This is a genomic window from Bifidobacterium sp. KRGSERBCFTRI (assembly GCF_025908335.1).
The window spans coordinates 2,896,078-2,919,876 of record NZ_CP109653.1 but is presented as its reverse complement, the minus strand read 5'-3'; the positions used below and the strand labels follow the sequence as shown (position 1 = coordinate 2,919,876).

Annotated in this window: 20 protein-coding genes; 16 read left to right on the top strand and 4 right to left on the bottom strand. The window is 58.5% G+C overall.

Translation table 11 applies throughout. The features are described 5' to 3' along the window. Position 1 precedes the first annotated feature (1 nt). Complete coding sequence (locus OGI63_RS12450) at positions 2–967, bottom strand: glycosyltransferase (protein WP_004218316.1); 966 nt, start codon at positions 965–967, stop codon at positions 2–4. Positions 968–1,122: 155 nt separating this feature from the next. Between OGI63_RS12450 and rfbB the strand changes: the two genes are divergently transcribed. The 5 genes from rfbB to OGI63_RS12425 all read left to right on the top strand — a co-directional run bounded on the left by rfbB (position 1,123) and on the right by OGI63_RS12425 (position 7,690). Further along, positions 1,123–2,142 (top strand): dTDP-glucose 4,6-dehydratase, encoded by a 1,020-nt coding sequence (gene rfbB / locus OGI63_RS12445; RefSeq protein ID WP_004218315.1) that lies wholly within the window; start codon positions 1,123–1,125, stop codon positions 2,140–2,142. A gap of 74 nt (positions 2,143–2,216) precedes the next feature. Continuing rightward, positions 2,217–3,668 carry a sugar nucleotide-binding protein gene (locus OGI63_RS12440; RefSeq protein WP_004218314.1) on the top strand — a complete coding sequence of 484 codons (1,452 nt, stop codon included), beginning with the start codon at positions 2,217–2,219 and terminating at the stop codon, positions 3,666–3,668. Positions 3,669–3,681: 13 nt separating this feature from the next. Then, a complete protein-coding gene (gene rfbA / locus OGI63_RS12435; protein ID WP_004218313.1) occupies positions 3,682–4,572 on the top strand; it encodes a glucose-1-phosphate thymidylyltransferase RfbA in 891 nt (296 codons plus the stop codon). A gap of 143 nt (positions 4,573–4,715) precedes the next feature. Beyond that, positions 4,716–6,605 carry a DUF4012 domain-containing protein gene (locus OGI63_RS12430; RefSeq protein WP_004218312.1) on the top strand — a complete coding sequence of 630 codons (1,890 nt, stop codon included), beginning with the start codon at positions 4,716–4,718 and terminating at the stop codon, positions 6,603–6,605. Positions 6,606–6,682: 77 nt separating this feature from the next. After that, positions 6,683–7,690, top strand: coding sequence for a glycosyltransferase family 2 protein (locus OGI63_RS12425; protein ID WP_012619772.1), 1,008 nt, complete (start codon positions 6,683–6,685; stop codon positions 7,688–7,690). On the opposite strand, the gene OGI63_RS12420 is transcribed toward OGI63_RS12425, so the two are convergent. Then, entirely contained in the window at positions 7,674–9,113 is a 1,440-nt protein-coding gene (locus OGI63_RS12420; RefSeq protein WP_004218310.1) for a DUF2142 domain-containing protein, read from the bottom strand. The two genes, OGI63_RS12425 and OGI63_RS12420, sit on opposite strands and share 17 nt — an antisense overlap. 411 nt (positions 9,114–9,524) lie before the next feature. On the opposite strand from OGI63_RS12420, the gene OGI63_RS12415 reads away from it, so the two are divergent. Together OGI63_RS12415 and OGI63_RS12410 are read left to right on the top strand one after the other, a co-directional pair. After that, the gene (locus tag OGI63_RS12415; RefSeq protein ID WP_004218309.1) at positions 9,525–9,974 is read left to right on the top strand and encodes a hypothetical protein; all 450 of its coding nucleotides are present in this window, start codon (positions 9,525–9,527) and stop codon (positions 9,972–9,974) included. A 262-nt stretch (positions 9,975–10,236) separates the two neighbouring features. Further along, positions 10,237–11,847: a sugar transferase gene (locus OGI63_RS12410; protein WP_004218308.1), complete on the top strand. Its 1,611-nt coding sequence runs from the start codon at positions 10,237–10,239 to the stop codon at positions 11,845–11,847. 276 nt (positions 11,848–12,123) lie between these two features. Here OGI63_RS12410 and OGI63_RS12405 read toward each other — a convergent pair whose 3' ends face one another. Then, positions 12,124–13,182, bottom strand: a complete 1,059-nt coding sequence (locus OGI63_RS12405) for a G5 domain-containing protein (protein WP_004218307.1) — start codon at positions 13,180–13,182, stop codon at positions 12,124–12,126. A gap of 300 nt (positions 13,183–13,482) precedes the next feature. Then, positions 13,483–13,878: a thioredoxin gene (trxA, locus tag OGI63_RS12400; RefSeq protein ID WP_004218306.1), complete on the bottom strand. Its 396-nt coding sequence runs from the start codon at positions 13,876–13,878 to the stop codon at positions 13,483–13,485. 176 nt (positions 13,879–14,054) lie between these two features. Between trxA and OGI63_RS12395 the strand changes: the two genes are divergently transcribed. From OGI63_RS12395 to OGI63_RS12355, 9 genes are all read left to right on the top strand, one after another. Continuing rightward, entirely contained in the window at positions 14,055–14,678 is a 624-nt protein-coding gene (locus OGI63_RS12395) for an NUDIX hydrolase family protein (protein WP_014483189.1), read from the top strand. A 79-nt stretch (positions 14,679–14,757) separates the two neighbouring features. Further along, positions 14,758–15,684, top strand: a complete 927-nt coding sequence (locus OGI63_RS12390; protein ID WP_004218304.1) for an alpha/beta fold hydrolase — start codon at positions 14,758–14,760, stop codon at positions 15,682–15,684. Next, entirely contained in the window at positions 15,684–16,793 is a 1,110-nt protein-coding gene (gene nudC / locus OGI63_RS12385) for an NAD(+) diphosphatase (RefSeq protein ID WP_004218303.1), read from the top strand. Before OGI63_RS12390 ends, nudC begins: the two co-directional genes overlap by 1 nt. A gap of 63 nt (positions 16,794–16,856) precedes the next feature. Beyond that, a complete protein-coding gene (gene gcvH, locus OGI63_RS12380; protein WP_004218302.1) occupies positions 16,857–17,267 on the top strand; it encodes a glycine cleavage system protein GcvH in 411 nt (136 codons plus the stop codon). A gap of 56 nt (positions 17,268–17,323) precedes the next feature. Beyond that, a complete protein-coding gene (locus tag OGI63_RS12375; protein ID WP_004218301.1) occupies positions 17,324–18,835 on the top strand; it encodes an App1 family protein in 1,512 nt (503 codons plus the stop codon). A gap of 227 nt (positions 18,836–19,062) precedes the next feature. Further along, the gene (locus OGI63_RS12370; protein ID WP_004218300.1) at positions 19,063–21,456 is read left to right on the top strand and encodes a S9 family peptidase; all 2,394 of its coding nucleotides are present in this window, start codon (positions 19,063–19,065) and stop codon (positions 21,454–21,456) included. 167 nt (positions 21,457–21,623) lie between these two features. Then, positions 21,624–22,664, top strand: coding sequence for a 3-isopropylmalate dehydrogenase (locus tag OGI63_RS12365; RefSeq protein ID WP_004218298.1), 1,041 nt, complete (start codon positions 21,624–21,626; stop codon positions 22,662–22,664). 75 nt (positions 22,665–22,739) lie between these two features. Then, positions 22,740–22,874 (top strand): hypothetical protein, encoded by a 135-nt coding sequence (locus OGI63_RS12360; protein ID WP_004218296.1) that lies wholly within the window; start codon positions 22,740–22,742, stop codon positions 22,872–22,874. Positions 22,875–23,245: 371 nt separating this feature from the next. Next, positions 23,246–23,710 (top strand): TM2 domain-containing protein, encoded by a 465-nt coding sequence (locus OGI63_RS12355; RefSeq protein ID WP_004218294.1) that lies wholly within the window; start codon positions 23,246–23,248, stop codon positions 23,708–23,710. The last annotated feature ends 89 nt before the right edge of the window (positions 23,711–23,799 follow it).

Below are 23,799 nucleotides of genomic sequence, written 5' to 3'. Positions count from 1 at the left end.
ACTACAACGCACGTATGGTCGCTAGTTGGACGATTCTATCCATGAACTTGTTCGGCCAGAATTCGTATGCGAACAGTGTGTGTGTGCGTTGACGTTTTGTCATCTGAGGCAAAGCGCAGTACTGGTCAAGGATTATGAGATTCCGAGTCTGCTGAAGATCAGACAAGGCATCACGTATATAGGTCGCCTGATCCAACATGTGGTTCATATGCGTGACGCGTTGCCTGCGAATCGAATTGCGATGGATTACGAGACTCATGAACGTTTTCAATGCCGAGTAACTGTGCGCTCCCATCGCATTGTCCCCATGTTGCCTATAGTTCACGGTTGCTTCGTCCACATATACCACATGCCCCAACGTGGCTGCGATGAGGGCGTAGCACCAATCATGCATGATCATACGATTGGCGTTTTCGGGATCCCAAGATTGAATGACGTTCAGTAGAGCTGTATTCATTGCGCTTGCACAACCTGTGACGAGATTCTGTGCAAGAAGCTCATTGAGCTGTGTCCGATGAGGGTTGCGCCCGATGAATCGCAGGAATGATGGTGCAATAACATGATTGTTTGCATCTACCACCACAAGATCGGAAAAGGCGAGGATAGGTGCATTCTTCCCATACCGTGCCTCAGCGTTATGCATGCGTTGCATGAATAGTTCCAGCTTGTTTGTATGCCAGATGTCATCTTGGTCCGCCAGAAACACGTATTGACCTGATGCCTGACTCATGAGAAAAGTGAAATTGGCTTGTGGAGAACCATACTTCACTCCCTGTGAAACGATGTTGATTCGGGTATCGTGATTCGCCATTCGCTGAAGAATGCCAAGCGTTCCATCGGAGGAGCAGTCGTCGGAGATGCTAAGTTTCCAATTGGGCACAGACTGCTGCTGAATGGATTCAATCTGTTGCTCAATATATTCCGCGCCGTTATAGGTAGCCATGAGAATTTCAATTTCAGGTTGCATGGATGACTACTTTCCTCATGAGATGTTTCGGTTTTCAAGATACTCCTATAAGGAGAAAGCATGGATTAGACATGTGCCCAATATGCTGCTGAATCCGATCGATACCACAGTGAAGCTGGGTGTTCTGATAGTTGGTAGTTGCTAAACTGATGCCTATGACTGACGCATTCATTCCGAAGAACATCATTGTAACCGGTGGCTGCGGTTTCATCGGCTCGAATTTCGTGCATTACGTGTACAACAATCACCCGGATGTGCATATCACGGTGCTCGATGCACTTACGTATGCAGGCAACCTCGAGAACATCAAGCCGATCCTCGGCGATCGTGTCGAGTTCGTACATGGCAACATCTGCGATGCGCAGCTGCTTGACGAACTGGTGCCGGGGCATGATGCCATCGTGCATTATGCGGCCGAGTCGCATAACGACAACTCGATTGCAAATCCGGAACCGTTTGTGAAAACGAACGTCGAGGGCACATTCCGCCTGCTTGAAGCGGCGCGCAAGTATGATGTGCGGTTCCATCACATCAGCACCGACGAGGTGTATGGCGACCTGGCTCTGGATGATCCAGCGAAGTTCACCGAGGAAACGCCGTACCATCCGTCAAGCCCGTATTCATCGACGAAGGCGAGCTCCGACATGCTCGTGCGCGCCTGGCACCGCACCTATGGGTTGCGCACCACGATCTCGAACTGCTCGAACAACTATGGCCCGTACCAGCATGTGGAGAAGTTCATTCCGCGCCAGATCACGAATATCATCGAAGGCATTCGCCCGAAGCTCTATGGCGATGGTCTCAATGTACGTGACTGGATTCACACCGAAGATCATTCGAGCGCGGTGTGGACGATTCTGACCACTGGCCGTTTGGGTGAGACCTACCTGATCGGCGCCAACGGTGAACGCAACAACCTGACCGTGCTGCACGACATTCTGCGCGTGATGGGTCAGCCGGAGGACGCCTTCGACTGGGTGAAGGACCGCCCGGGCCACGACCGCAGGTATGCCATCGATTCGACGAAGCTGCAGACCGAGCTGGGTTGGCGTCCGACGCACACCGACTTCGAGTCCGGCCTGCGTCAGACCGTGCAATGGTACATCGACAACCCGCAGTGGTGGGAGCCGGCGAAAGCCGCCACCGAGGCCAAGTACAAGGCCCAGGGCCAGTGAATGCTTTGAATCCGCCGCAACTCGGCGGATTCATCATGTACAGACATGCAACAGTGATGTGGAAAGCGTGAACTATGGAATTTGAAAAGGAACTCAAGGTCACGGAGACGAATATTCCCGGCCTGTTGGTCTTCGATTTGCCGGTGCACGGCGATAACCGCGGCTGGTTCAAAGAGAACTGGCAGAAGGCGAAGATGACGGCACTCGGCTTGCCGAAGGACTTCCAGCCGGTACAGAACAATGTCAGTTTCAATGCGAAACGCGGTGTGACCCGTGGCATCCACGCCGAGCCATGGGACAAGTTCATCTCGCTGGCCACCGGCGAGATCTTCGGTGCCTGGGTGGATCTGCGTCCGGGTGACACCTTCGGGCAGGTGTATACGACGCGCCTTGACCCGTCGAAGGCGATATATGTGCCGCGCGGGGTGGGCAACAGCTTCCAGGCGTTGGAGGATGGCACGGCCTACACGTATTTGGTGAACGCGCATTGGTCTCTCGAACAGAAGAAGACATACACCTTCGTGAACCTGGCCGACCCGGAACTCAACATCCAATGGCCGATTCCGCTTGAGCAGGCCGAACTCTCCGAAGCGGACCTGCATCACCCGATGCTCAAGGATGCCAAGCCAATGGATCCGAAGCGCACATTGGTCACCGGTGCGAACGGCCAGCTTGGGCAGTCGATTCGCAAGTATGTTGAAGAGCATGATCTCAAAGGATTCGAATTCACCGACATCGACGAATTCGATTTTTCGGATCCTGCCGCCTATGAGGGGTATGACTGGAGCCTGTACGGCACGATCATCAATGCTGGGGCATTCACGGCGGTGGACAAGGCCGAGACGCCCGAAGGGCGTGTGACGGCGTGGAAGGCCAACGCACTTGGCCCGGCGCTGCTGGCGAAAGTGGCCACCGAGCACAATCTGACCCTCGTGCATGTAAGCTCCGACTATGTGTTCGATGGTACCGCCAAGGTGCACGACGAAGATGAGGCATTCTCGCCGCTTGGCGTATATGGCCAGACGAAAGCTGCCGGCGACATCGCCGTCGCCAACGCCCCGAAGCACTACATCGTGCGCTCGAGTTGGGTCATCGGCAATGGGCATAATTTCGTCAAGACGATGATGATGCTCTCGAACAAGGTGTCTGATCCGAATGATGCATTGAATGAGGTGACGGTGGTGGATGACCAATATGGCCGTCTGACGTTCACCGATGACATGGCAGCTGCCATATTCCATCTGCTCGATGATGAGGATCCGTATGGCACGTATGATCTCACTGGTTCCGGTGACGTGGTGAGCTGGGCACAGATTGCCGCCGAGGTGTTCGCCATGACGAATGGCAATGGAGACAAGGTGCGTCCGATCTCCACCGAGCAGTACTTCGAGAGCGCGAAGGCTCCGGTGAGCCCACGGCCGACGAATAGCACGCTCGATTTGGCCAAGATCGAGGAGACCGGCTATGAGACCACCGATTGGCATGACAGTCTCAAGGCCTATGTCGAAGTCGAACTGAAGAAGTGAGGATGGGTTCCAGATGAAAGGCATTATTCTTGCCGGCGGTTCCGGCACTCGCCTGTACCCGCTGACGACGGTCACCTCCAAGCAGTTGTTGCCGGTGTACGACAAGCCGATGATCTTCTACCCATTGAGTGCGCTGATGATGGCGGGAATCCGAGACATCCTGATTATCTCGACGCCGAAGGATCTACCGAATTTCGAGCGCCTGCTTGGCGATGGCTCCCGATACGGCATCTCGTTGCAGTACAAGGTTCAGCCAAGCCCGGACGGTCTGGCTCAGGCCTTCCTGCTCGGTGAGGACTTCATCGGTGACGATGCATGCGCCCTCGTGCTCGGCGACAACATCTTCTACGGCAACGGTTTGGGCCGCCAACTGCGCAAGGCAGCCGCGCTCGAACATGGCGCCACGGTGTTCGGCTACTACGTCGATGACCCGGAACGCTACGGTGTCGTTGAGTTCGACAAGGAGCACAAGGCAGTGAGCATTGTGGAGAAACCCGAGCACCCTGCATCGAACTATGCGGTGACCGGACTGTATTTCTATGACAACCGCGTGGTCGACTTCGCCAAGCAGGTCAAACCATCACCTCGAGGCGAACTGGAGATCACAGACCTGAACCGCATGTACCTTGACGATGGTTCATTGCACGTGCAGACGCTCGGCCGAGGCTATGCATGGCTCGACACCGGCACCATGGACTCGTTGTTCGAAGCCGGCGAGTTCGTGCGCACGGTGGAGCATGCACAGGGTCTGCCGATTTCGGTGATCGAGGAGATTGCCTACGAGAACCGCTGGATCGACCGTGACCAGCTGCTTGCCGCCGCCGAACGGTATGGCAAGAGCCCGTACGGCAAGCACCTGCTCGACGTTGCCGAACACCGGTTCCTCAGCACCATCGACGATTGATGCATCGACAGCGCAGGGGATGTATGTGCGAAAGGTTCGTTCCGGAAAGTGTTCCGAGCGAACCTTTCGCGCTTCTTGTACTGCAGCACCCCTATTCTTGAAAGACATTGATTTGGATCCCGATCCGGTACGAAAGGGTGGGCATGTCCCGAACAGAAGGCAATGAACCCGAGATTGAGAAGAGCATCGATCAGTCTGCGGAGTCTGCAGGAACCGCACCGCAATCCGAACCGGCAGCCTCACAGGAGCGGGAGGTCGCCGCTCCAAAGCGCCCGTGGTACAAGCGTATCCGATGGTGGGGCTGGACACTCATCGGCATCTTTGCAGTGCTCGTTGCATTTTTTGGCACTTTTGGCGTGCAGGCAATGATGGTGAAGAATTACGAGCTCGGCTCCATCGACACCATCAGGCGCACCGCGATGAGCGGCAATGTGAAGGAACTGCCGAACGCCGTCTCGAAGATGCAGGAAAACACCAGAAAAGCCAACCGCATCACGCACAACGGCCTATGGAATTTCATTGGATCATGGCCGGGCATGGGCAGCAACATCGGTGCAGCGCAAGATCTGACCCAGATTGTTGCGGATGTAAGCCAAGATGTGGTGCCCAAATACATAGATATCGCGTCCAACATTATGTCGGACAAGCTGTTCAGTAACGGTCAGGTCAATATCAAACCCGTCACCGCGCAATACGTGAATTTCGTCGAGGCCAACAGTGATCTGATGAGCCAGCTCGCACGCATCAACGACATTCCGGAACCATCGATCGGCGTGGTCCGTAATCTGGTCAACATGGCCAAGGGATATGTGGGGACAGCCGATGGGCTGCTCAAGCAGGCGGAAACCATTATGCAGGATCTGCCGAGCTATCTGGGGTACAAGGAGCCCCAAACTTATGCGGTCATGGCAATGACACCTGCGGAGATGCGTATGTCCGGCGGCCTTATCGGGGCCATCGGTACGCTGACTCTCAACAAAGGCAAGATTGAGATTGGTGAATTCCTTCCCAATGACGCGTATGTCAAGGAAGGAGGTGCAGATGTGGATTTCGACACCAAACGCATTTTCATGAATGACGGACCGTTGTATATGACGTATGACGTACGTGATCTGGCCAACTTCACCGACACCGAAATGACGGCGAATGCGTTCCTCTCGCTGTGGAAGAGAATGCCATGGGGCGAGAAGACCACACTCAACGGCATCATTATGGTTGATCCGGTGGTGGTGCAGGCTCTCGTGAAAGTCACCGGTGACGTGAAACTGCCGGATGGCACTGTGCTCAATGGCAATAACACCGCCCAATTCATGATGAATACGGTATACACCGAACATGAGCCGGAGGAGACGAACGCCTACTTCGGCATCGTGGCGAAGGCCTGCGTGGGCACGTTGATGAAGCATATGGATATGAAGACGATTGGTTCACTCGCCAAAGATCTGCGCACATTGGCCAAAGAACGCCATCTGGCGATGTACTCATTCACGCCATCGTTGGAGGACCTCATCAAGGCCGCCGGATTCTCCGCCACGTTGCCCACCGACAAGGTGAACCCCACATTGGGCGTCTACCTCACCGAACAGAACCCATCCAAGATGGGTTGGTATATCAAGCGTTCCACGAAGATCAAGCAGATCTGCACCGACTCTGCACCCTACAAATATCAGGTGGAGTACACGTTGGAGAACACGCTCAAGGAAGACGAGGTGGGCAAGCTCAGCTGGTACATCACCGGCCAGTTCCCCTACAATGAGGGTGCCAGCCTCGATAAGGTGTTCTTCTACCCGCCGTATGGCGGTGAATTGAGCAATTTCAAGGTGCAGGGAACCGGTTCGGTTCCGGCCATGGATTCATTCAACGCGGCGATCATGTACCGTTCGCTGGCACAGGTGAGGCCGGAACAGAAGGTGACCTACACCTTCGATGTAACGACGTCGAAACAGGCGGCGAGTCGTCTTGCCGTCGACCAGACGCCAATGGGCACCGAGAACACGAATGTGGAGTACCTCAATTCGTGTCCAGTCAATTGATGGGTGGACGTACTGCAGAGGTACTACATTGGAGACCGCATCACTAGAAACCGTATGACGAACGGAAAGACGCGACGATGACCACTCACCAGACGACCGCAGTACTCATACCGTGCCTAAATGAGGAGCAGACGATAGGGAAGGTGGTGGCAGACTTCCGTCGCGAATTGCCGGATGCCGTTATCTACGTGTACGACAACGCCAGTGACGACCGCACCTCACAGGTAGCTGCTGATGCGGGTGCGATCGTGCGTATGGCTCCTGAACGAGGAAAGGGCAATGTGCTGCGCAGAATGCTGCGTGACATCGATGCGGACCGGTATGTGCTGGTGGACGGTGACGACACCTACCCGGCCGAAGACGTGCACACCTTGTTGGACACGCTCGACCAAGGCTGGGACATGGTGGTCGGCGACAGACTTTCCTCGACCTATTTCACCGAAAATAAACGCCCATTCCACAATACCGGCAACCGCTTGGTCCGCTCCGCGATCAATAGCACCTTCCACGCGCAGATTCGCGATGTGATGAGCGGGTATCGTGTGTTCGACAATCTGTTTGCAAAGGCGTACGGGGTCATGTCCAATGGTTTCGAAATCGAGACGGAGATGACCATTTTCGCACTGGATCGCAAGCTGCGTGTGACGGAGGTGCCAATTCAGTACCGGGATCGGCCGGAGGGCAGCACCAGCAAGCTGAGCACGTTCTCCGATGGTGCGAAGGTGCTCAACCTCATTTTCCGCTTGGCCTATGAGAACCGCCCGTTGCCGTTCTTCGGCACATTGGGAGGCATCATTGGCGGTGTTGGGCTTGGCTTGGCGCTGTGGGTGTGCATTGAATTCGCACAGACCGGCATGGTACGAAGATTCCCGCTGCTGATTGGATCCACCATGCTGATGATCATCGGAGTCATTGCGGTGTTCACCGGTTTGGTGCTCGCGGTGTTCGCCCGCAAGGATCGTTCGCGTTTCGCCTTCGCGGCACAGACCTACATCGCGGCATCTGGTCGTCATCCAAGCGTCAGCGAGCCCTACCGTGCATGCGTTGACGAGGTCTCGCATGAGCCCGTCACTGATGGACAGTGACGAGATCCTTGGTTCCGGTCTTGTAGCGGTAGATGAAGGGGATTACCAATAGAGGCAGAATCGGATAATAGTAGCGTACCTGCAGGCCATCCAATCTGAGACTTTCGGAGGGAAGCGTCCAGGTGAGCAGGAACGGGATGTACATGAGGAATAGTGTGGCAAACACAATGAATCCGACAAGTGTGTAAACCTGCATGGTGGTGCGCCGAGGAACGGCGATGCGGGCGTCCTGGCCGAACATCCATGCAATGAGCAAAAGAATGAGGCAGACGATTAACGTGGGATTGCTCTGTACCATGTTGAATGTGGTCAGGAACACATTGGCTAGAATCCGGAACGTGGTTCCAAAGGGATTATGCAGTGCCGCGTTGAAATTATAGGCATATAGGCCTTCCACGCGTTCTGGGTTGTATCCGAAGAATTTCTGCCAGCACAGCACTGTGGCGCCGACAACCAGAACGGTCGATGCTGTGTACCACACTTTCTGCTTTCCAGACAGTGCTTTGCACGCAAGCCATGGCAGCAGAATGATTGGTATGTACACGTATTTGAGGAAGCATATCAGGCAGGTGCCTACAGTGAGCGCTGCAACCTGCCAGTTGTTCAGACGGCGTTCGCGTTGCATGAGACGTACGCATACCGCTATGAACAAGGCGACTGCGGCGAATAGTGTGCCGTCTGTCATCAAAGTGCTTGAACAGAACACAGGTAACGGCAGCATGCCCAGCAGTGCGATGATGCCTTTTGCTGTGGGAATCACAGCGATGGCGAGCAGGAACAACAGCAGATAACAAACCAGATTCGAAGCCCGGGCGTAGTTGATGCAGGTACTTGGGTTGGCATGGGTGAGGAAGCCGAATTTCATGCCGATGGCTTGCGGAATGTAGGCGAAGAACATGTACTGGTTACTGCGCGTGGGTGTTGTGATGATACGTTCCCCCTCGGCAAGATTGTTCAGTCTGTCGCACTGCGTGGCATACTCGTCGTTTCTGGTGAGATCGAATGGGTTGATCGATTCCACCAGAGCGTTTTTCGCCCCATTCACGCTGCCTTGGAGATATCGTGCTTCTCCTGTGAGCAATTGTCTGCCGCCGACCGGCATGCTGCTGGGAACCTCCGAAGTGCGTGGGTCATATTGCCGGTGGGACTCTGGTGCCCGTGTGATATTGAACGACTGACCGGTGGCCAATGCATAGGTCGATGGAAGATGCATGTCGGGATCCGCCATGGTCAGTGGCGCCGTTGTGGTGATGAACGCAATGCCTTCGACCATGGAGATGATGAGGAACAAGGCCATCATCTTCCAGCTTTCGCGCAGTCCCTTGCCAATGAGTTCGGGGAATGGTGAAGAAACCTTGTCCGTATGCCGATGGCGTTGTGCTGACTGCATTGTTTTCTCGGAATCCCCGTTGGTTGCCTCCATATGAGTCTCCTTTCTTCGTGGATTTCCAGCAGCCGACGGTTCGTCATCTGCCCTGGGAACGGTCCTCTTCCTTATCGTGCCGTAACAAATGGACTCCACCCCGGATCATGGGGCGTCGAATGTAGTGGAATTATGCCACCCGTGCCACGAGTCTAGCGTGGTTGATGGTCAATGTGTCTCCTCCTTCGTGCAGGTGCAGCATGCGTGGTATATGGCGTTATGGATTTCACGGATTAGGGTTGACTCGGAAAATTCTAAAAGACTCCTGTAAATCAGGCATTCTTTTTACCGAAATATGTGAAATCAGGCAATAATCTCTACTGAAGATGCTATATTGAGCATGTATCGCTGTGACATACGGTCTCAGTTTGTTACGAAATAATCCGTCTGTCGACGTAAGGAAGTTTGTATATGTCGTCTCTGCAAGGATTCGAAGTAGTCAGCCCGAACACGGCCTCCGGTCGTTCCGTACTCACAGTCACGAAGAACTACGCTCGGTTGAACAAGAACGCCGTGCTTGAACTTGGGCGCCCTGAATTCATTGAGTTCTTCATCAACCCGACCACCAAGCAGTTCGCGTTCAAGGCATGCGAGGAAAGCAACCCGAATGCGATTCCGTTCTTCATTCCAGGCAAGACCACCGCTTCGGTGACGCTGAACCAGCAGTTCGTGCTTGACGCAATGGGGCCGTATTTCGAGTTCCCCGAAGTCGAGGACGATCAGGAGGCTTACGCACAGATCAAGGGCACGCTGCTGAACTCCGAGGATATGCTGGTGTTCAATGCGGCGAAGGCCGAGCAGGGTGTGATGAAGAAGCGTGGTCGTAAGAAAGGCCAGAAGGTGAAGGTCTCCGAGGCCTGAACCAATCTAGCCCCTATCTATTACAACGGTCGCCGTTCGCGGTGGCCGTTTTTGTTTGCCGTGATATCCCGATGCCCATTTCCGAGCCTCGACAAGTATATATGTGTAACACTTGCCAATGCGAGTTCAATGTACATTCTTCGCGAGTTATTCGGTATAAATAGTGTCCTATTGACTGAATATACTAGATAAGGCTTTGCTTGGCGGAGGAGCGGAAGGGAATACGGTGCGTGATACATCTCGGTGGACTGCAGGCTCCTCAATGCAAACGCAGGAAATACGTATAGTCACAGGCCATGAGCAGAATCACCGTGCTGAGTCGAAAGAATCGACGCGCCAGCAGTTGCCGTATGAGCCGATCACGTTCTACAACACCTCGTTTGAGGAATCCGGCAAGAAAAGAGCCAATCACCTGTGCAACGCGCCTCGCTGGCGCTTCCTCTTCATATTTACCATTGCGGTGGTTGATGTCATCTCGATGCTGATCGCCGTGGTGGGCGTACTGTTGGTCAATCGCGAGGCATACACCACGATTGAGCGGTACATGCCGGTCTGGGCGTTCATTGTGCTGTACTGCATTGTGTGGCTCACCTGTTTGGTGTGGCGCGGTACGTACCACAGGCACATCATGGCAGAGGGATATGAGCTCTATGTGGAGGTGCTCAACGCCACGATAGCCACCATTGTGGTGTTCTGCTTCATCGTGTTCATGCTGCATTTGGATTACCCTCGCACCATTCTTCTTGTCGCACCAATCTTCGGCATGGTGTTGGCACTTTTCGGCAGGCTCTTCCTTCGCCTGATGCTCCATAGGAAGCGCGAAGAGGGTGAATACAAGTACAATACGGTGATTATCGGTTCCTCCGCAGGCATTAATAGCGTGCTCAAACTCTTCGATGCCAACAGGAATTGGGGGTATCGCGCCGTCGCCATATGCCCCATTGAGAAAGTGCCGGATCGTGACGATGCCTACATTATGACCGATTTTGTGCCGGAAGAGGGCATCGCCGAGAAATACGCTGTGCAGACGGTGCCGTTGAACTCCAACTTCCCTCGCAAACTGCAGCAGATCGGCGTGCAGGAGGTTTTCGTGGCCGATGTGCTCGACCGTGATTCCAAACTGCTGCATGGCATTGCACTGGCCATTGAATCCTTGGGCATGGAGCTTGCGCTATCGGTGGCATTGGCCGATGTCGCAGGCCATAGGCTGTACCTGCACAACACCACCGAACAGCCGATTCTACTGGCTAGCCTGCCGCAATACCGTGCCACGACATTCCTGTTGAAGCGCATTTTCGACATTGTGCTGTCGTCGTTAGCGCTCATCATCTCGTCGCCAATCATGCTCGGCGTGGCCATCGCCATCAAACTGGACGACGGTGGTCCGATCTTCTTCAAACAGACCCGCATCGGTTTGCATGGACGCAGATTCCAGATGTACAAGTTCCGTTCCATGGTGACGAACGCCGAGGAAGTCAAGAAAAAGCTGATGCAGGAGACCGGCCAGACCGATCGCTTCATTTTCAAGATGAAGGACGATCCACGCATCACACGGGTAGGCCGCTTCATCCGACGTACGTCACTCGACGAATTCCCGCAGTTCCTCAATGTGCTCAAAGGCGATATGTCCATGGTGGGCCCGCGCCCGGCACTGCCCGAGGAGGTGGCGCGCTATGGTTCGCTCTATTCGGCCCGTCTGCTCGTGAAACCGGGCATCACCGGTCCATGGCAAATCTCCGGGCGCTCCGACCTCACCGAGGAGCAAAGCGAGTACCTTGATGTCTCGTACATCGAGAACTGGTCGATCACCGGCGACATCGCGATTCTGATCAAGACGGTGTGGGTGGTCATCCGCGGTACGGGCGCCTACTAGTTGGATACGTATGTTTGATGGGGCTCTAGGTGTTGTGTGACACTAAGAGCCCCCATCTTTTTCCTAGCCATATCCATAATTGCTACCTGTAGCCAATCGGCTGTTACAGGAGAGCATTCCATAATACCGGGAAATAAGTGGGATCTTGGGAATCGTGGAGGCGTTTATCGTCTCCCATAAGAGATTTAATGGCGGCCTTTGTTGCCGCAACAAAAAGGGTGGTTCATCCATGTTGGATGAACCACCCTGAATAGTGCCGGGAAACCGGTCTGCGGTTTAGTACCAGTGGTTCGCCTGCCAGAAGTTGTAGGCGCCCTGCACGGAGCCGTAACGGCCCTTGCAGTAGTCCCAGAACCATTTGAGCTGCGTCTGGTAGTTCGACTGCCAGTCGGCGCCGTGCGAGGCCATCTTGCTGCCCGGCAGCGCCTGAGCGAGGCCGTAGGCACCGGAGCTCGGGTTCGTGGCGTTCACGTTCCAGCCGGATTCACGGCTGATGATGTACACGGTGGCGGTGAAGTCGCCTTCCGAACCGCCGTTGGCAAGCAGGTAGTCATGCGCCCACTGCTGCATCTCGCCCACAGGCGCGGTGGAGCCGATGCTCGAGGCTGCCGCCTGCTGCGACGAGTTGTTCGCATTGGTATTCGAGTTATTGCTGGTCTGCGCCGGGGCCGAGGTGGCGGCGGGCTGCGGATTCCCTGTGCCCACGAGCACCACCTTCTCGACCGGGGCCTTCTTCACCCAGGTGGCGAAGGTGTTCGACGAGACCACCTTGTCGCCGGTGCGGGTGACCAGATTCGTCTTTTCGAGAATGCCTTCCTCGCCCTCGGTCTGCACCTTCTCGGTGCCCTTCGGCAGTGACGGGTCGTCTTTCTTCACCGTGTTGAATGGGATCTTCGATTCCGTGGTCTCCATCTTCGCGCCCTGGCGTTCGATGGAGATCGTGGTGGATTCGTCCACCTTCGTGGTGAGCGACGGGTTCACCTGATCGCCCGGCTCCAACGTGATGTCGCCGGCGTCGAGCACAGACTTCACGTCGGTGAAGTCCTGGCCGAGCACGACGCGGGACTTGCCGTTCACCTTGACGGTGACGTACGAGGTGTCGCCGTCCATGGCCTCGCGGGCGTTGCCACGGGAGGCCGCATGATTGCTCTCGGTGATGGAATATGCGGTTGCGCTGGGCGTTGGCTGCGCCTCGGCACGCGAATACATGCTTTGGGTTGCGACTACTCCGGCCACTACAAGACCCACCGACGCCATCGCAGTGGAAATGCGAATCCACTGCCGTTTGCTCAACGAGCGCAGCGTAGGTGCGTTGTGCTTGCTATGGTGTGCCATTCTTCTCCTAAAGTCTGCGGATAATGCCGATGCCAAGACGCCGACTTCGTTAACGAGCGTCTTCTGTGTGCGGCTGCCAAACCGGGCGTCTCAAACACATGCTGGGCAGAAGTATACGCGCACCGTTGCAGTTTTTCCACGCAGAGGGCAATATGTCACCCAGTTCTCACATTCGGCCGATAGAGAAACACAATACTTCTGCGAGATTGCTGCGATGCGCTGGCATGCGGATTGAACATTGCGCAAATGAAAAGGCGGCACATGTCGTGCATGTGTCGCCTTGGCGGAATGACTGCCGAATCAGGCGTCATGCTCTTCGATCAGCTCGTCCTGGTCGGTGCCTGCGGCCTTGGCCGCTGCGAGCGCAGCCTCGACGTCGAGCGCCTTGGCCTGGCCGATGAGATCGTTCAGGTCGGCTTCGCGCAGTGCGCCGGCCTCCTGGTAGATCACATGGCCCTTCTTCACGATCATGAGCGTGGGGACGGCCTGCACGTTGGCTGCGTTGGCGAGTTCCTGGTTCTTGTCGATGTCGATCTTGCCGAAGAAGATGTCGGGGTTCTCGTCCGCCACCTTGTCGAAGATCGGGCTGAACGCCTTGCACGGGCCGCACCAGGTTGCGAAGAAATCGAACAGCGCGATCTCGTTGCCCTTCACTGCCTGTTCGAAATCTGCGGAAGTGAGTTCCTTAACTGCCATATCTAGCTCCTTAAAGTCTGTCGGGGCGTTTCTTGGCGTCCCTTATTCACGTACAACCCCATGTTTAGCAATTCATTCCGTGAGTTTCCTGCAATACGCCACGAGGTAAATATGTCGGCGTGCCGGATTCTGCCTGCCGGCGTGCGTTCGTTGCTTGCGCGCGTCATAATAGGGGTATGCGAGTCTTGAATGATGAAGTGCCCGATGACGGCGATTTCGACGCCGGACGCTCCCGCGGCGAGTTCGACCACATCACGCCCGAAGACATCACGCGTGGCACGGGCAACCCTCCCGGCTGGCTCGGTGCCGACGACATTGCCGATCTGCGTTCGCGCATGCCCATTGCGTATGTGGAGATCGTGCCCGTGCGCGTCGATGATTTCGGCCGCGTCACGCAGATTGGCTCCCTGCTGCGCGTGGCGAACGACCAGTCGATTGTGGAGCGCACGCTGATCGCTGGCCGCGTGCTGTATCACGAGTCGTTGCGTGAGGCGATTGCCCGCAACATTTCGAAGGACATGGGCGAGCTCGCATTGCCGGTGCTGCCGCAGACGTTGACACCGTTCACGGTGGCCGAGTTCTTCCCGACCCCGGGAGTCTCGCCGTACTTCGACGCGCGCCAGCATGCGATTGCGCTGTGCTATGTGGTGCCGATCGCCGGTGACTGCAAGCCGCAGGATGAGACGCTCGACGTGGAGTGGGTGGATCCGCATGGCCCGCAGATTACCGAGTTCATTGAGCAGATGAACGATGGGCATGGCACGATTGTGCGCCAGGCGCTCGCGTGGGTGAATCTGTGAGCAGACTGGTGGATTTCTGGGTGTTTACGCTTAACAGTCGTTTGACAGTATGAAATGAAACCGAGTGAGGGAGATGGGTATGGCGGACGACCATGCAAGGGAATTGCCGGTGATTGCAAACCATGTGATTCGTGAGGGCAACGGCATTCCGTTGGTGCTGGTGCATGGCTTCCCGGTGGACAGCCGCATGTGGGGGCGTTGTGCGATGGCGCTCATGGAGCTGAGCGATGCCGATGAGCTCGTGCAGTACCCGATCTGGGCGCCGGATATGCCGGGTGCGGGCGAGAGTCCGGTGCCGACTGCGGCACAGAGCGGGCGTGAGAACGAGGACGGCTCGTTGCCGGACGGCTTGGATCGCATCGCTGACGCCTACGTGGCCCTGCTCAACGACGCCGGGTACACGCAGGCGATCTGGGCCGGCCTGTCGATGGGCGGCTATGTGGTGCTCGGCATTCAACGCCGTCACCCTCAGGCGGTGGCCGGCATCGCGTTGCTCGACACGAAGGGCGACGCGGACAGTGATCAGGCGCATGCCTCGCGCATCGCCATTGCGAAGGAATGCGTGGAACGGCAGACCACCGAACCGGTGATGTTCTTCGTGGACGTGCATGAAGGCGATTCGAGCGTGAAGAAATCCGCCGCGTACATTGACCAGTTCTCGCAATGGATTCGCGAGCAGCAGCCTGACGGTGTCGCCTGGCGTGAACGCATGGCGGCCGCACGCCCCGACCTGAACGACGAATTCGCGAAGATCACGGCGCCGGCTGCGGTGATCTGCGGCGAGGAGGACCCGTCGAGCGCTCCCGCCGTGATGAGACCCCTCGCCGAACGCATGGTGAACACGACGGTGGTGATGACCGAAATAGAGGATTGCGGGCACTTCAGCGCATGGGAACGCCCTGAGACGGTGGCCCGCGCATTGCATGAACTCGTTTCGAGGGTGCCGGCCGCCGCCGGAGCCGACCCTGCTGCCGCCGACGCGGCCATTGCAGCCAGGGAGGCCTGATGTTCGCACCACTCGCATTGACGCAGGCATTGCCCTACCTGCCCTTGGCCCAAGGCGACATCGACTACCAGGTGGAACGGCGAGCGGACCCGCAGCTCATCGAGCAGGTGCTCCAAATGCCCTCCACCTGTGTGCTGCTGTGCCGCAAGGGCAAGGTGGCCGTGCCATTCGGGCAGCACAACATGGCGCAATTGGCCGCCTCCCGCATGCGTTTGGCAACCTTGCCCGGCTCGTATGTGGCACGGGCGCTCGAACACGGCAACAACGGTGTGGTGGCCATGTATCTGGGCCGCTACAAAGGCGCGCACGATGAGCATGCCATTGCGTTGGACCTGACGGCTGTGGAGGAGGGCGAGGAGCTGCGTCGCGTGGAGGAGCGCGCGGCAGCGGCCGGGCACGCCGTCGACGCGGCCTTCGGCGACGACGTGGATGCGCGCGAATCTGCAGACAGCAACGCCGTGAACATGTTCGAGCAGGCGGTGGAACGGTTCGACTGGGTCGACCTGCGCATGTTCGCGCCGCACGCCAGCTCACGTGAGATAGGGCAGGCGGTCACGATGCTCTCGCTCGCCAACTGGCACGACATGCAACGGCATTGCCCACACTGCGGCGCACCCACCGAACCGGCGATGTCGGGTTGGGCGCAACGCTGCACAAGCGAGTCGGACGACCACCGCATACTGTTCCCCCGAGTCGAACCGGCGGTGATCTGCACCGTGGTCGATGCGAAGGACCGCCTGCTGTTGCAGCACAACCGCGCGTGGAAACACAGCAATCTGTTCTCCGTGTCGGCAGGGTTCGTGGAGACCGGCGAGAACCTCGAACACGCATGCAGGCGCGAAACGATGGAGGAGACCGGCATACGCGTGGGCGAGGTGAAATACCTCGGCTCGCAGCCCTGGCCGTTCCCGTTCTCGCTGATGATGGGGTTCAAGGCGCAGGCGCTGAGCAACGACATCCACGTGGACGGCGACGAGACGATCGCCGCACGATGGGTGACGCGCGACGAATACACGAATCTGCTCGTCACCGGCGAGATCGAAGCGCCCGGCAAGGCGACGATCGCACGCGTTATGATCGAGGAATGGTACGGGCGCGAACTGGACTGAGCGCGCGGAACACAGGACAGCCGAATACGGAATCGGACAGCACGAACGATACAAGGAGAGAATATGGCAGAGGAGAACGAACAGGGCACGCATCTCGACGTGCCGGACTTCCTGCAGTACTCGCATGACCACGTGTGGGTGGACGAATCGGTCACGCCGGCGGTGCTCGGCATCACCGAATTCGCGGCGAACAAGATGGGCGACATCGTGTTCGTCGACCTGCCCGAGGTGGGCATGCGCGTGGAGGCGGGCGACGAGCTCGTGCAGATTGAATCCGCGAAGGCCGTCGAGCCGATGATCTCGCCGGTGGCCGGCGTGGTGCGCTACGTGAACAGCGAGACCGAGGACGACGGTGCGGTCATCAACGACGACCCGTACGGCGAGGGGTGGATCGTCAAAATCGAGCTCGATGACGACGAACCGGATCTGCTGTCGGCCGGCGAATACGCGAAATTCATTGCCCAGCAGCAGTAGAATACGGGTATCGCAGGCATATATACGAAACAATCAACGGAAAATGCGTTAGAGACATGGCATATACGGACAGGTCGGACCGCGAGCTCAGGAAGACCAAGCGTCTGCTTGAGGCGGCACTCGCACAGGTGAAACGCGAACAGGCCGAGCGCGCACGCCTCGCCGCGGACGGCGACGGTAGCACGGTTGCGACGCAAGGTCGCACGGTGAGATCCGGCGAAGGGCCTACGGACGCCGACTTCGACGACACGCAGCATGCAGGCTCCGCCGAGACGCGCGTCATCACCGGCATTGCGAACGGGCAGGCGGAAACCGAGACCCCGGAACGGCAATGGCGGGCGCCGGCGGTGGCGTTGCGCACGACGTCCGCAGCCACGTCCACAGACGACATGCCGACCGTGGCCGTGCCGCTCGGCTCGCTCTCCGCGGCGAAAGCGCCGGCGGGGAGAACGCGGCTGAGGAGGAATCCGAAACTCGTCTCATCGATCAAGCGAGTGCTGCGCAAGGCGATCACTTGGACGTTCGGCCTGTGGATACGGTTCTCCACGGCCATCGCAAAGCAGCTGCATTGGTTCCCCATGGTCAAGCCATACGTGGGCTACGGCACGGAGGAATACTCGCGACTGGTTTGCCGTACTATCCTCGCGCCGGCAGACGGACAGCCGAACAAGCCGATGCGCGGCATCCACGCGATGCTCGAAGTGCCCGCGCCCGGCCAATGCGTGCAGATCGACATCGACGGTGTGCCGCTGCGAACCGTGCAGGTGGGCACGATGGAGGTCTACAACCCGGTCGATTCCGCACGGTCGGTGACGATGGATTACTCGGTTTCGGATTCGGCAGGCTACCTCGACTTGCTCGCCGAGCACAGGCTCGAGCCGGGCGTGCACATGGTCAGCTGCAAGGTGACGCGTCGTCCGGCGGTAGAGGCGGAGCTGTTCACGATACCGAGCACGGCGAAGGTGGGCGTGATCTCCGACGTCGACGACACCTGTATGGTCACGCAGGTGCCCACATTGTGGAAAGCCGTGTACAACATGCTGTTCCTGAGCCCGCACAAGCGCGCGTCGGTGCCAGGCATGGCGGTCATGTACAACAAGATCGCGAGCATGTTCCCGGGGGCGCCGTTCTTCTATCTGTCCACCTCGCCGTGGAATGTGGAGAATTCGATTCGTAACTTTCTGAAGGATTATGGATTCCCCGACGGTCCGCTGCTGTTGCGCGACCTCGACCCACGGCCGAAGACCTTCGTACCCTCCGGCGTGCAGCACAAGCTCGAATACGCCGAGCAGCTCATGGAGGACTTCCCCGACATGAAGTTCATTCTGATCGGCGACGACGGGCAGAAAGACCCGACCACCTACGCCGAGATCGCTCGCCGCTACCCGGGGCGTGTGCTCGCCATAGGCATACGCCAGCTCTCGCCCAAGGAATCCGGCGGATTCGGCACAATGTCGGGCTTCTCCACCACGCAGCCTGTGCCGGTGACCGACGTGCCGGTGTTCACGGGCACCACCGGTTCGAACATCATGAAGACGATGTTGCCGTACCTGCGGCAGTTCATGTGAGTCCGAGCCTCCTCTGCGGCAGCCGACCCTTTTTACGCAGTGAAACAACTGAACGGAAGAAATCCGCATTGAACAGAAGAAATCTGCGTAAAAAGAGACAGATAGGGCGCGTAAATGTCTCTTTTTACGCAGAAAGTGGGGCGTAAAAGGGACAGGTGGAAGTCTGCGGATGTCCCTTTTTACGCAAGGGAGGGTGCGCAGGTATAATCTTTGGCCTAATGACTGGTATGCATGTTTTCCCGAAGCCGCCGGAGGCGAAGCAGGTTCCCTCCGTGCGCACGTTCCACGGCGACACCTTCACCGACCCCTACGAGTGGATGCGAGATAAAGATTCCGCAGACCTCAAATCGTATGTGGCCGCCGAGAACGCCTACACCTCCGCGCGCACGGCCGGCTTGGCCAATCTGCGCAAGACGCTATTCGACGAGTTCCGCTCGCATGTGCAGGAGACCGACATGTCGGTGCCCACGCGACTGGACGGCTACTGGTACTACGCACGCACGCAGGAGGGCAAGCAGTACGGCGTGCAGTGCCGCATGCCGATCCGCGGCGAGGACGATTGGACGCCGCCCGAGATTAATGCCAACGATGCGCCGGGCGTGATCCCCGGCGAACAGGTGATCCTCGACGCCAACACAGAGGCCGAGGGCCACGATTTCTTCCAGATCGGCGGCATGGACATCTCGAAGGACGGCACATGGCTGCTGTTCGGCGTCGACACGTCCGGCGACGAACAGTATGACTTCCGCATTCGCAACCTCGACACCGGCGAACAGTTGCCCGACGAGCTCGACGGGCTGGCTGCGGCGTGCTTCACGCCCGATGGCCGCTATGTGTTCGCCACGCTGCTCGACGACGCGCAGCGCCCATATGCGATTCGCCGGCACAAGGTGGGCGAGCCGGTCGAACGCGACGTGATTGTGTACGAGGAACACGACGAGAAATTCTGGGTGGGCATAGGGCTCTCCTTCGATGAGCGGAATCTGGTGATCGGCACCGGTTCGAAAACGACCACCGAGGTGCTCATGCTGCCCACTGCGACGCCGGAGGGGGAGTTCCAGGCGTTCATTCCGCGGCAGGAGGGCGTCGAGTACGACGTGAGCTTCGCCGTGTTCGAACATGCGGGCGAGCATGGCGAGGATCTGCCGGTTGCAATCGTCTACCACAATCTCGCCAACCCGAATTTCGAGATCGATGTCATCGACATGAGCGCCGCCCGCCCGCCCTACCGCATTGGCGATGGCGTGCGCATTGTGCAGGGTTCGCCGTACGGCAGCGAGGACGGCGAGAAGGTGATCGCCGGCGCGTCCGCAATGCCGGTGGGCACGCCGTACGACGATGCCACGAATCCGCAGATTCTGCGCGGCGTGCGCGGGCTCGCGGTGGAGGGCATCGCGATGCACGAGCATTTCGTGGCGCTCTCGTACCGCGCGAACGGACTGCCCAAGCTCGCGGTGATGTCGAAACAGCAGGCCGCACAGGACTTCCTCGCGCGCCGCCCCTGGCAATTCGCCGAGGTGAACGTGCCTGAGCTCGATGGGGATTGGGACGGCGCCTCGGACGACGCTGCGGTGAATCCGCCGCAACTCAAGGATTTCGAAGGCTCCTCGGCGCGCCTGTATTCGATCGGCACCGCCGGCAACCCGAGCTACGAGGCGCCGCGCATGCGCTACATGGTGACGGGCTACACGCGGCCGGGCGAACTGCGCGAGTTCGACCCGCGCACCGGTGAGGACGTGCTGCTCAAACGCGCGAACGTGCTGGGGAGTTTCGACGCGCGCGACTATGTGGAGCGACGCATCTGGGTGCAGGTGCGCGACGGCGAGCAGGTGCCCGTCTCGCTCGTCTGGCGACGCGATTGCGTGCGCGGGCGCATGCCGATGTTCGTGATCGGCTACGGCGCCTACGAAATCAGTTCGGACCCGGCGTTCTCGGTGTCGCGACTGAGCATGCTCGACCGCGGCGTGCTCTACGTGGTGCCGCATGTGCGCGGCGGCGGCGAAATGGGCCGCGCATGGTACGAGATGGGGCGCAGACGCAACAAGAAGCACACGTTTGAAGATTTCATAGACGTCACTGCGGCCATACAGGACTGCGGGCTCGCCGACCGTGCGCGCACGGTGGCGAACGGCGGCTCCGCGGGCGGCCTGCTGATGGGTGCCGTGGCGAACATGGCGCCGGAACGATTCGCCGGCATCGAGGCGGATGTGCCGTTTGTGGATGCACTGACGACGATTCTCGACCCGACGTTGCCGCTCACGGTGACCGAGTGGGATGAGTGGGGCGACCCGTTGCACGATGCGGAGACCTACCGCTACATGAAGACGTACACGCCATACGAGAACGCGCCGGCGCCGGGCGAGGGCGGCGCGCGGTGGCCGGACGGCACGCCGGTGACGGCGTTCCCGAAGATCTTCGTGACCACGTCGATGAACGACTCGCGTGTGATGGTGGTGGAGCCGCTCAAATGGGTGGCGCGGCTGCAGGCCGCGGGTCTGGACGCGATCATCAAGATCGAGGCCGAGGCCGGTCACGGCGGCACCAGCGGGCGCTACGCGCAGTGGAAGCAGATCTGCTACGAGAACGCGTGGGTGCTTGCCGCCATGGGCATCGAAGAGTGAGAAGAGCGGTGCCGGTTCGCGTCGGCGCCGACTGCTCCGGAGTAATCCCAGGAATAATCTCACCACTAATCTCACCGTCAATCTCACTATGCGAAACGTTCGCGCCGAAACGTCCAAGAACTGAAAACCGCGCGAAAGCGGCGAGTGCGAGCGGGTAGTCTGCCCATATGACTCAAAACGCAAAGCAGTACACGATCGCCGTCATTCCCGGCGACGGCATTGGCAAGGAAGTGACCCCGTGGGCACAGCAGGCGCTCGAAAAAGCCACCGAGGGAGTGGCGACCTTCGAGTACGAACCGTTCGACCTGGGGGCGGAGCGGTATCTGCGTGACGGCGAGATTCTGCCGGACGAAGATCTCGAACGCATCAAGAGCACCGACGCGATTCTGCTCGGTGCGGTGGGCGACCCGCGCATCAAGGCGGGAATTCTCGAACGCGGCTTGCTGCTCAAGCTGAGGTTCGCGCTCGACCAGTATGTGAATCTGCGCCCGTCGAAGCTGTACCCGGGGGTCGAGTCGCCGCTGGCGAACCCGGGCGAGATCGATTTTGTGGTGGTGCGCGAGGGCACCGAAGGCCTCTACTGCGGTGCCGGCGGTGCGATCCGCCGCGGCACCGAGCACGAGGTGGCCACCGAGGTCTCCATCAACACGGCGTACGGCGTCGAACGCGTGGTGCGCTACGCCTTCGAGCTGGCGATGAAGCGCCGCAAGCACGTCACGCTCGTGCACAAGAAGAACGTGCTCGTCAACGCCGGCGACATGTGGCAGAACATCGTGAACAAGGTGGCCGCCGAATACCCCGAGGTCCAGCATGACTATTCGCACATCGACGCGGCCACGATCTACCTGGTCACCGATCCGTCGCGCTTCGACGTGATTCTCACCGACAATCTGTTCGGCGACATTCTCACTGACGAGGCGGGCGCGGTCGTGGGCGGCGTGGGTTATTCGGCGTCCGGCTGCATCAACGCGAGCAACGAATACCCGTCCATGTTCGAGCCGATCCACGGTTCTGCCCCCGACATCGCAGGCCAGGGCATCGCGAACCCGACCGCCGCGATCCTCTCCGCCGCCATGCTGCTGCGTCATCTCGGATTCGACGACGCCGCCGCGAAAATCGACGCCGCCGTGGAACTCGACATCGCCGAAAACGGCAGCCGGCAACGCTCCACCGACGAAGTGGGCCGCGACATCTTGGCTCGCCTGTAGACTATGGCAACGTCAAGCCGATCGATTCGGCCATAGGAAGCGCCGCGTGAACGCGCGGCAGGAAAAGAGGACATTATGTGCTGCAACTGCAACGAAGAAGCTCCATTCAACTACAGCAACGGTTTCCAGACCTACGCGCGCCCGACCTCGGGCCCGTACATCGCCACGACGCACATTCCGTCGGAGTACGGCCCGGTCTACGTCGACTGAGCTGGTCGAATTCGGCCATTTCGGCCTGAAACCGGTTGCGGGGCTATACGCAACACAAATCTCACGGAAAGGTCTGCCTTCGGGTCGGCCTTTTCGCATACCCGGGCAGGTGAGCGTGCCGAAATCGGCAGGGCGCGCAAATCAGGCCGCCGGGAAGGTGCGCTCATTGGCCATTTCTCGCGCACGCGGCCAAATTGGCCAACGAGGATGGCTGCTCGTGGGTCTTTTTGCGCGGGCGGTGGCGTATTGACCAATGAGAGCCCGCTGATGCCGCATTGTGCTGTGGAGATATCTTCACATGCGAGGAACGTGTATGCTGAGCTGTACCAAACACACGGTGATACACAGTGACATTCGTATAAGGAGACAATATGAGTGATCCGAACGGTTACCAGCCACAGGGCGGCGACCAGCAGAACAACGGCGTGTCAGGTGCCGCACAGGCACCCCAGTACACGCAGCCCGCGCAGAATTACGCCGCGCCGCAGTACACGCAGTCGCAGGGCGGCTACAACGGGCAGTACCAGGACCCGAATGCCTACGCGCAGCAGAACTACACCTACGCCCAGCCACCGGCCGCGTACCCGACCTACCTTCCGCGCAACAAGTATGTGGCGGCGGCGCTCGCGCTGTTCTTCGGCATCTTCGGCCTGCATAACTTCTACCTGGGCTACACCGGCAAAGGCGTGGCACAGGTGCTCATCTCGGTGCTGACCTTCGGCATTGGGGCCATTGCCGTGATGATCTGGGCGATTGTGGAGGCGATTCAGATTCTCACCGCGGACTACGGCACCGAGCACCACCGTGATGCGCGCGGTGTCGAGCTTCAGGATTAGCGGCGACTTCGACGCATTGCATTCTGCGGGGGGTGGTTCCACTGGACTGCGCCCCGCATTGCGTATATTTGCGAATACCAAGGCGGGTG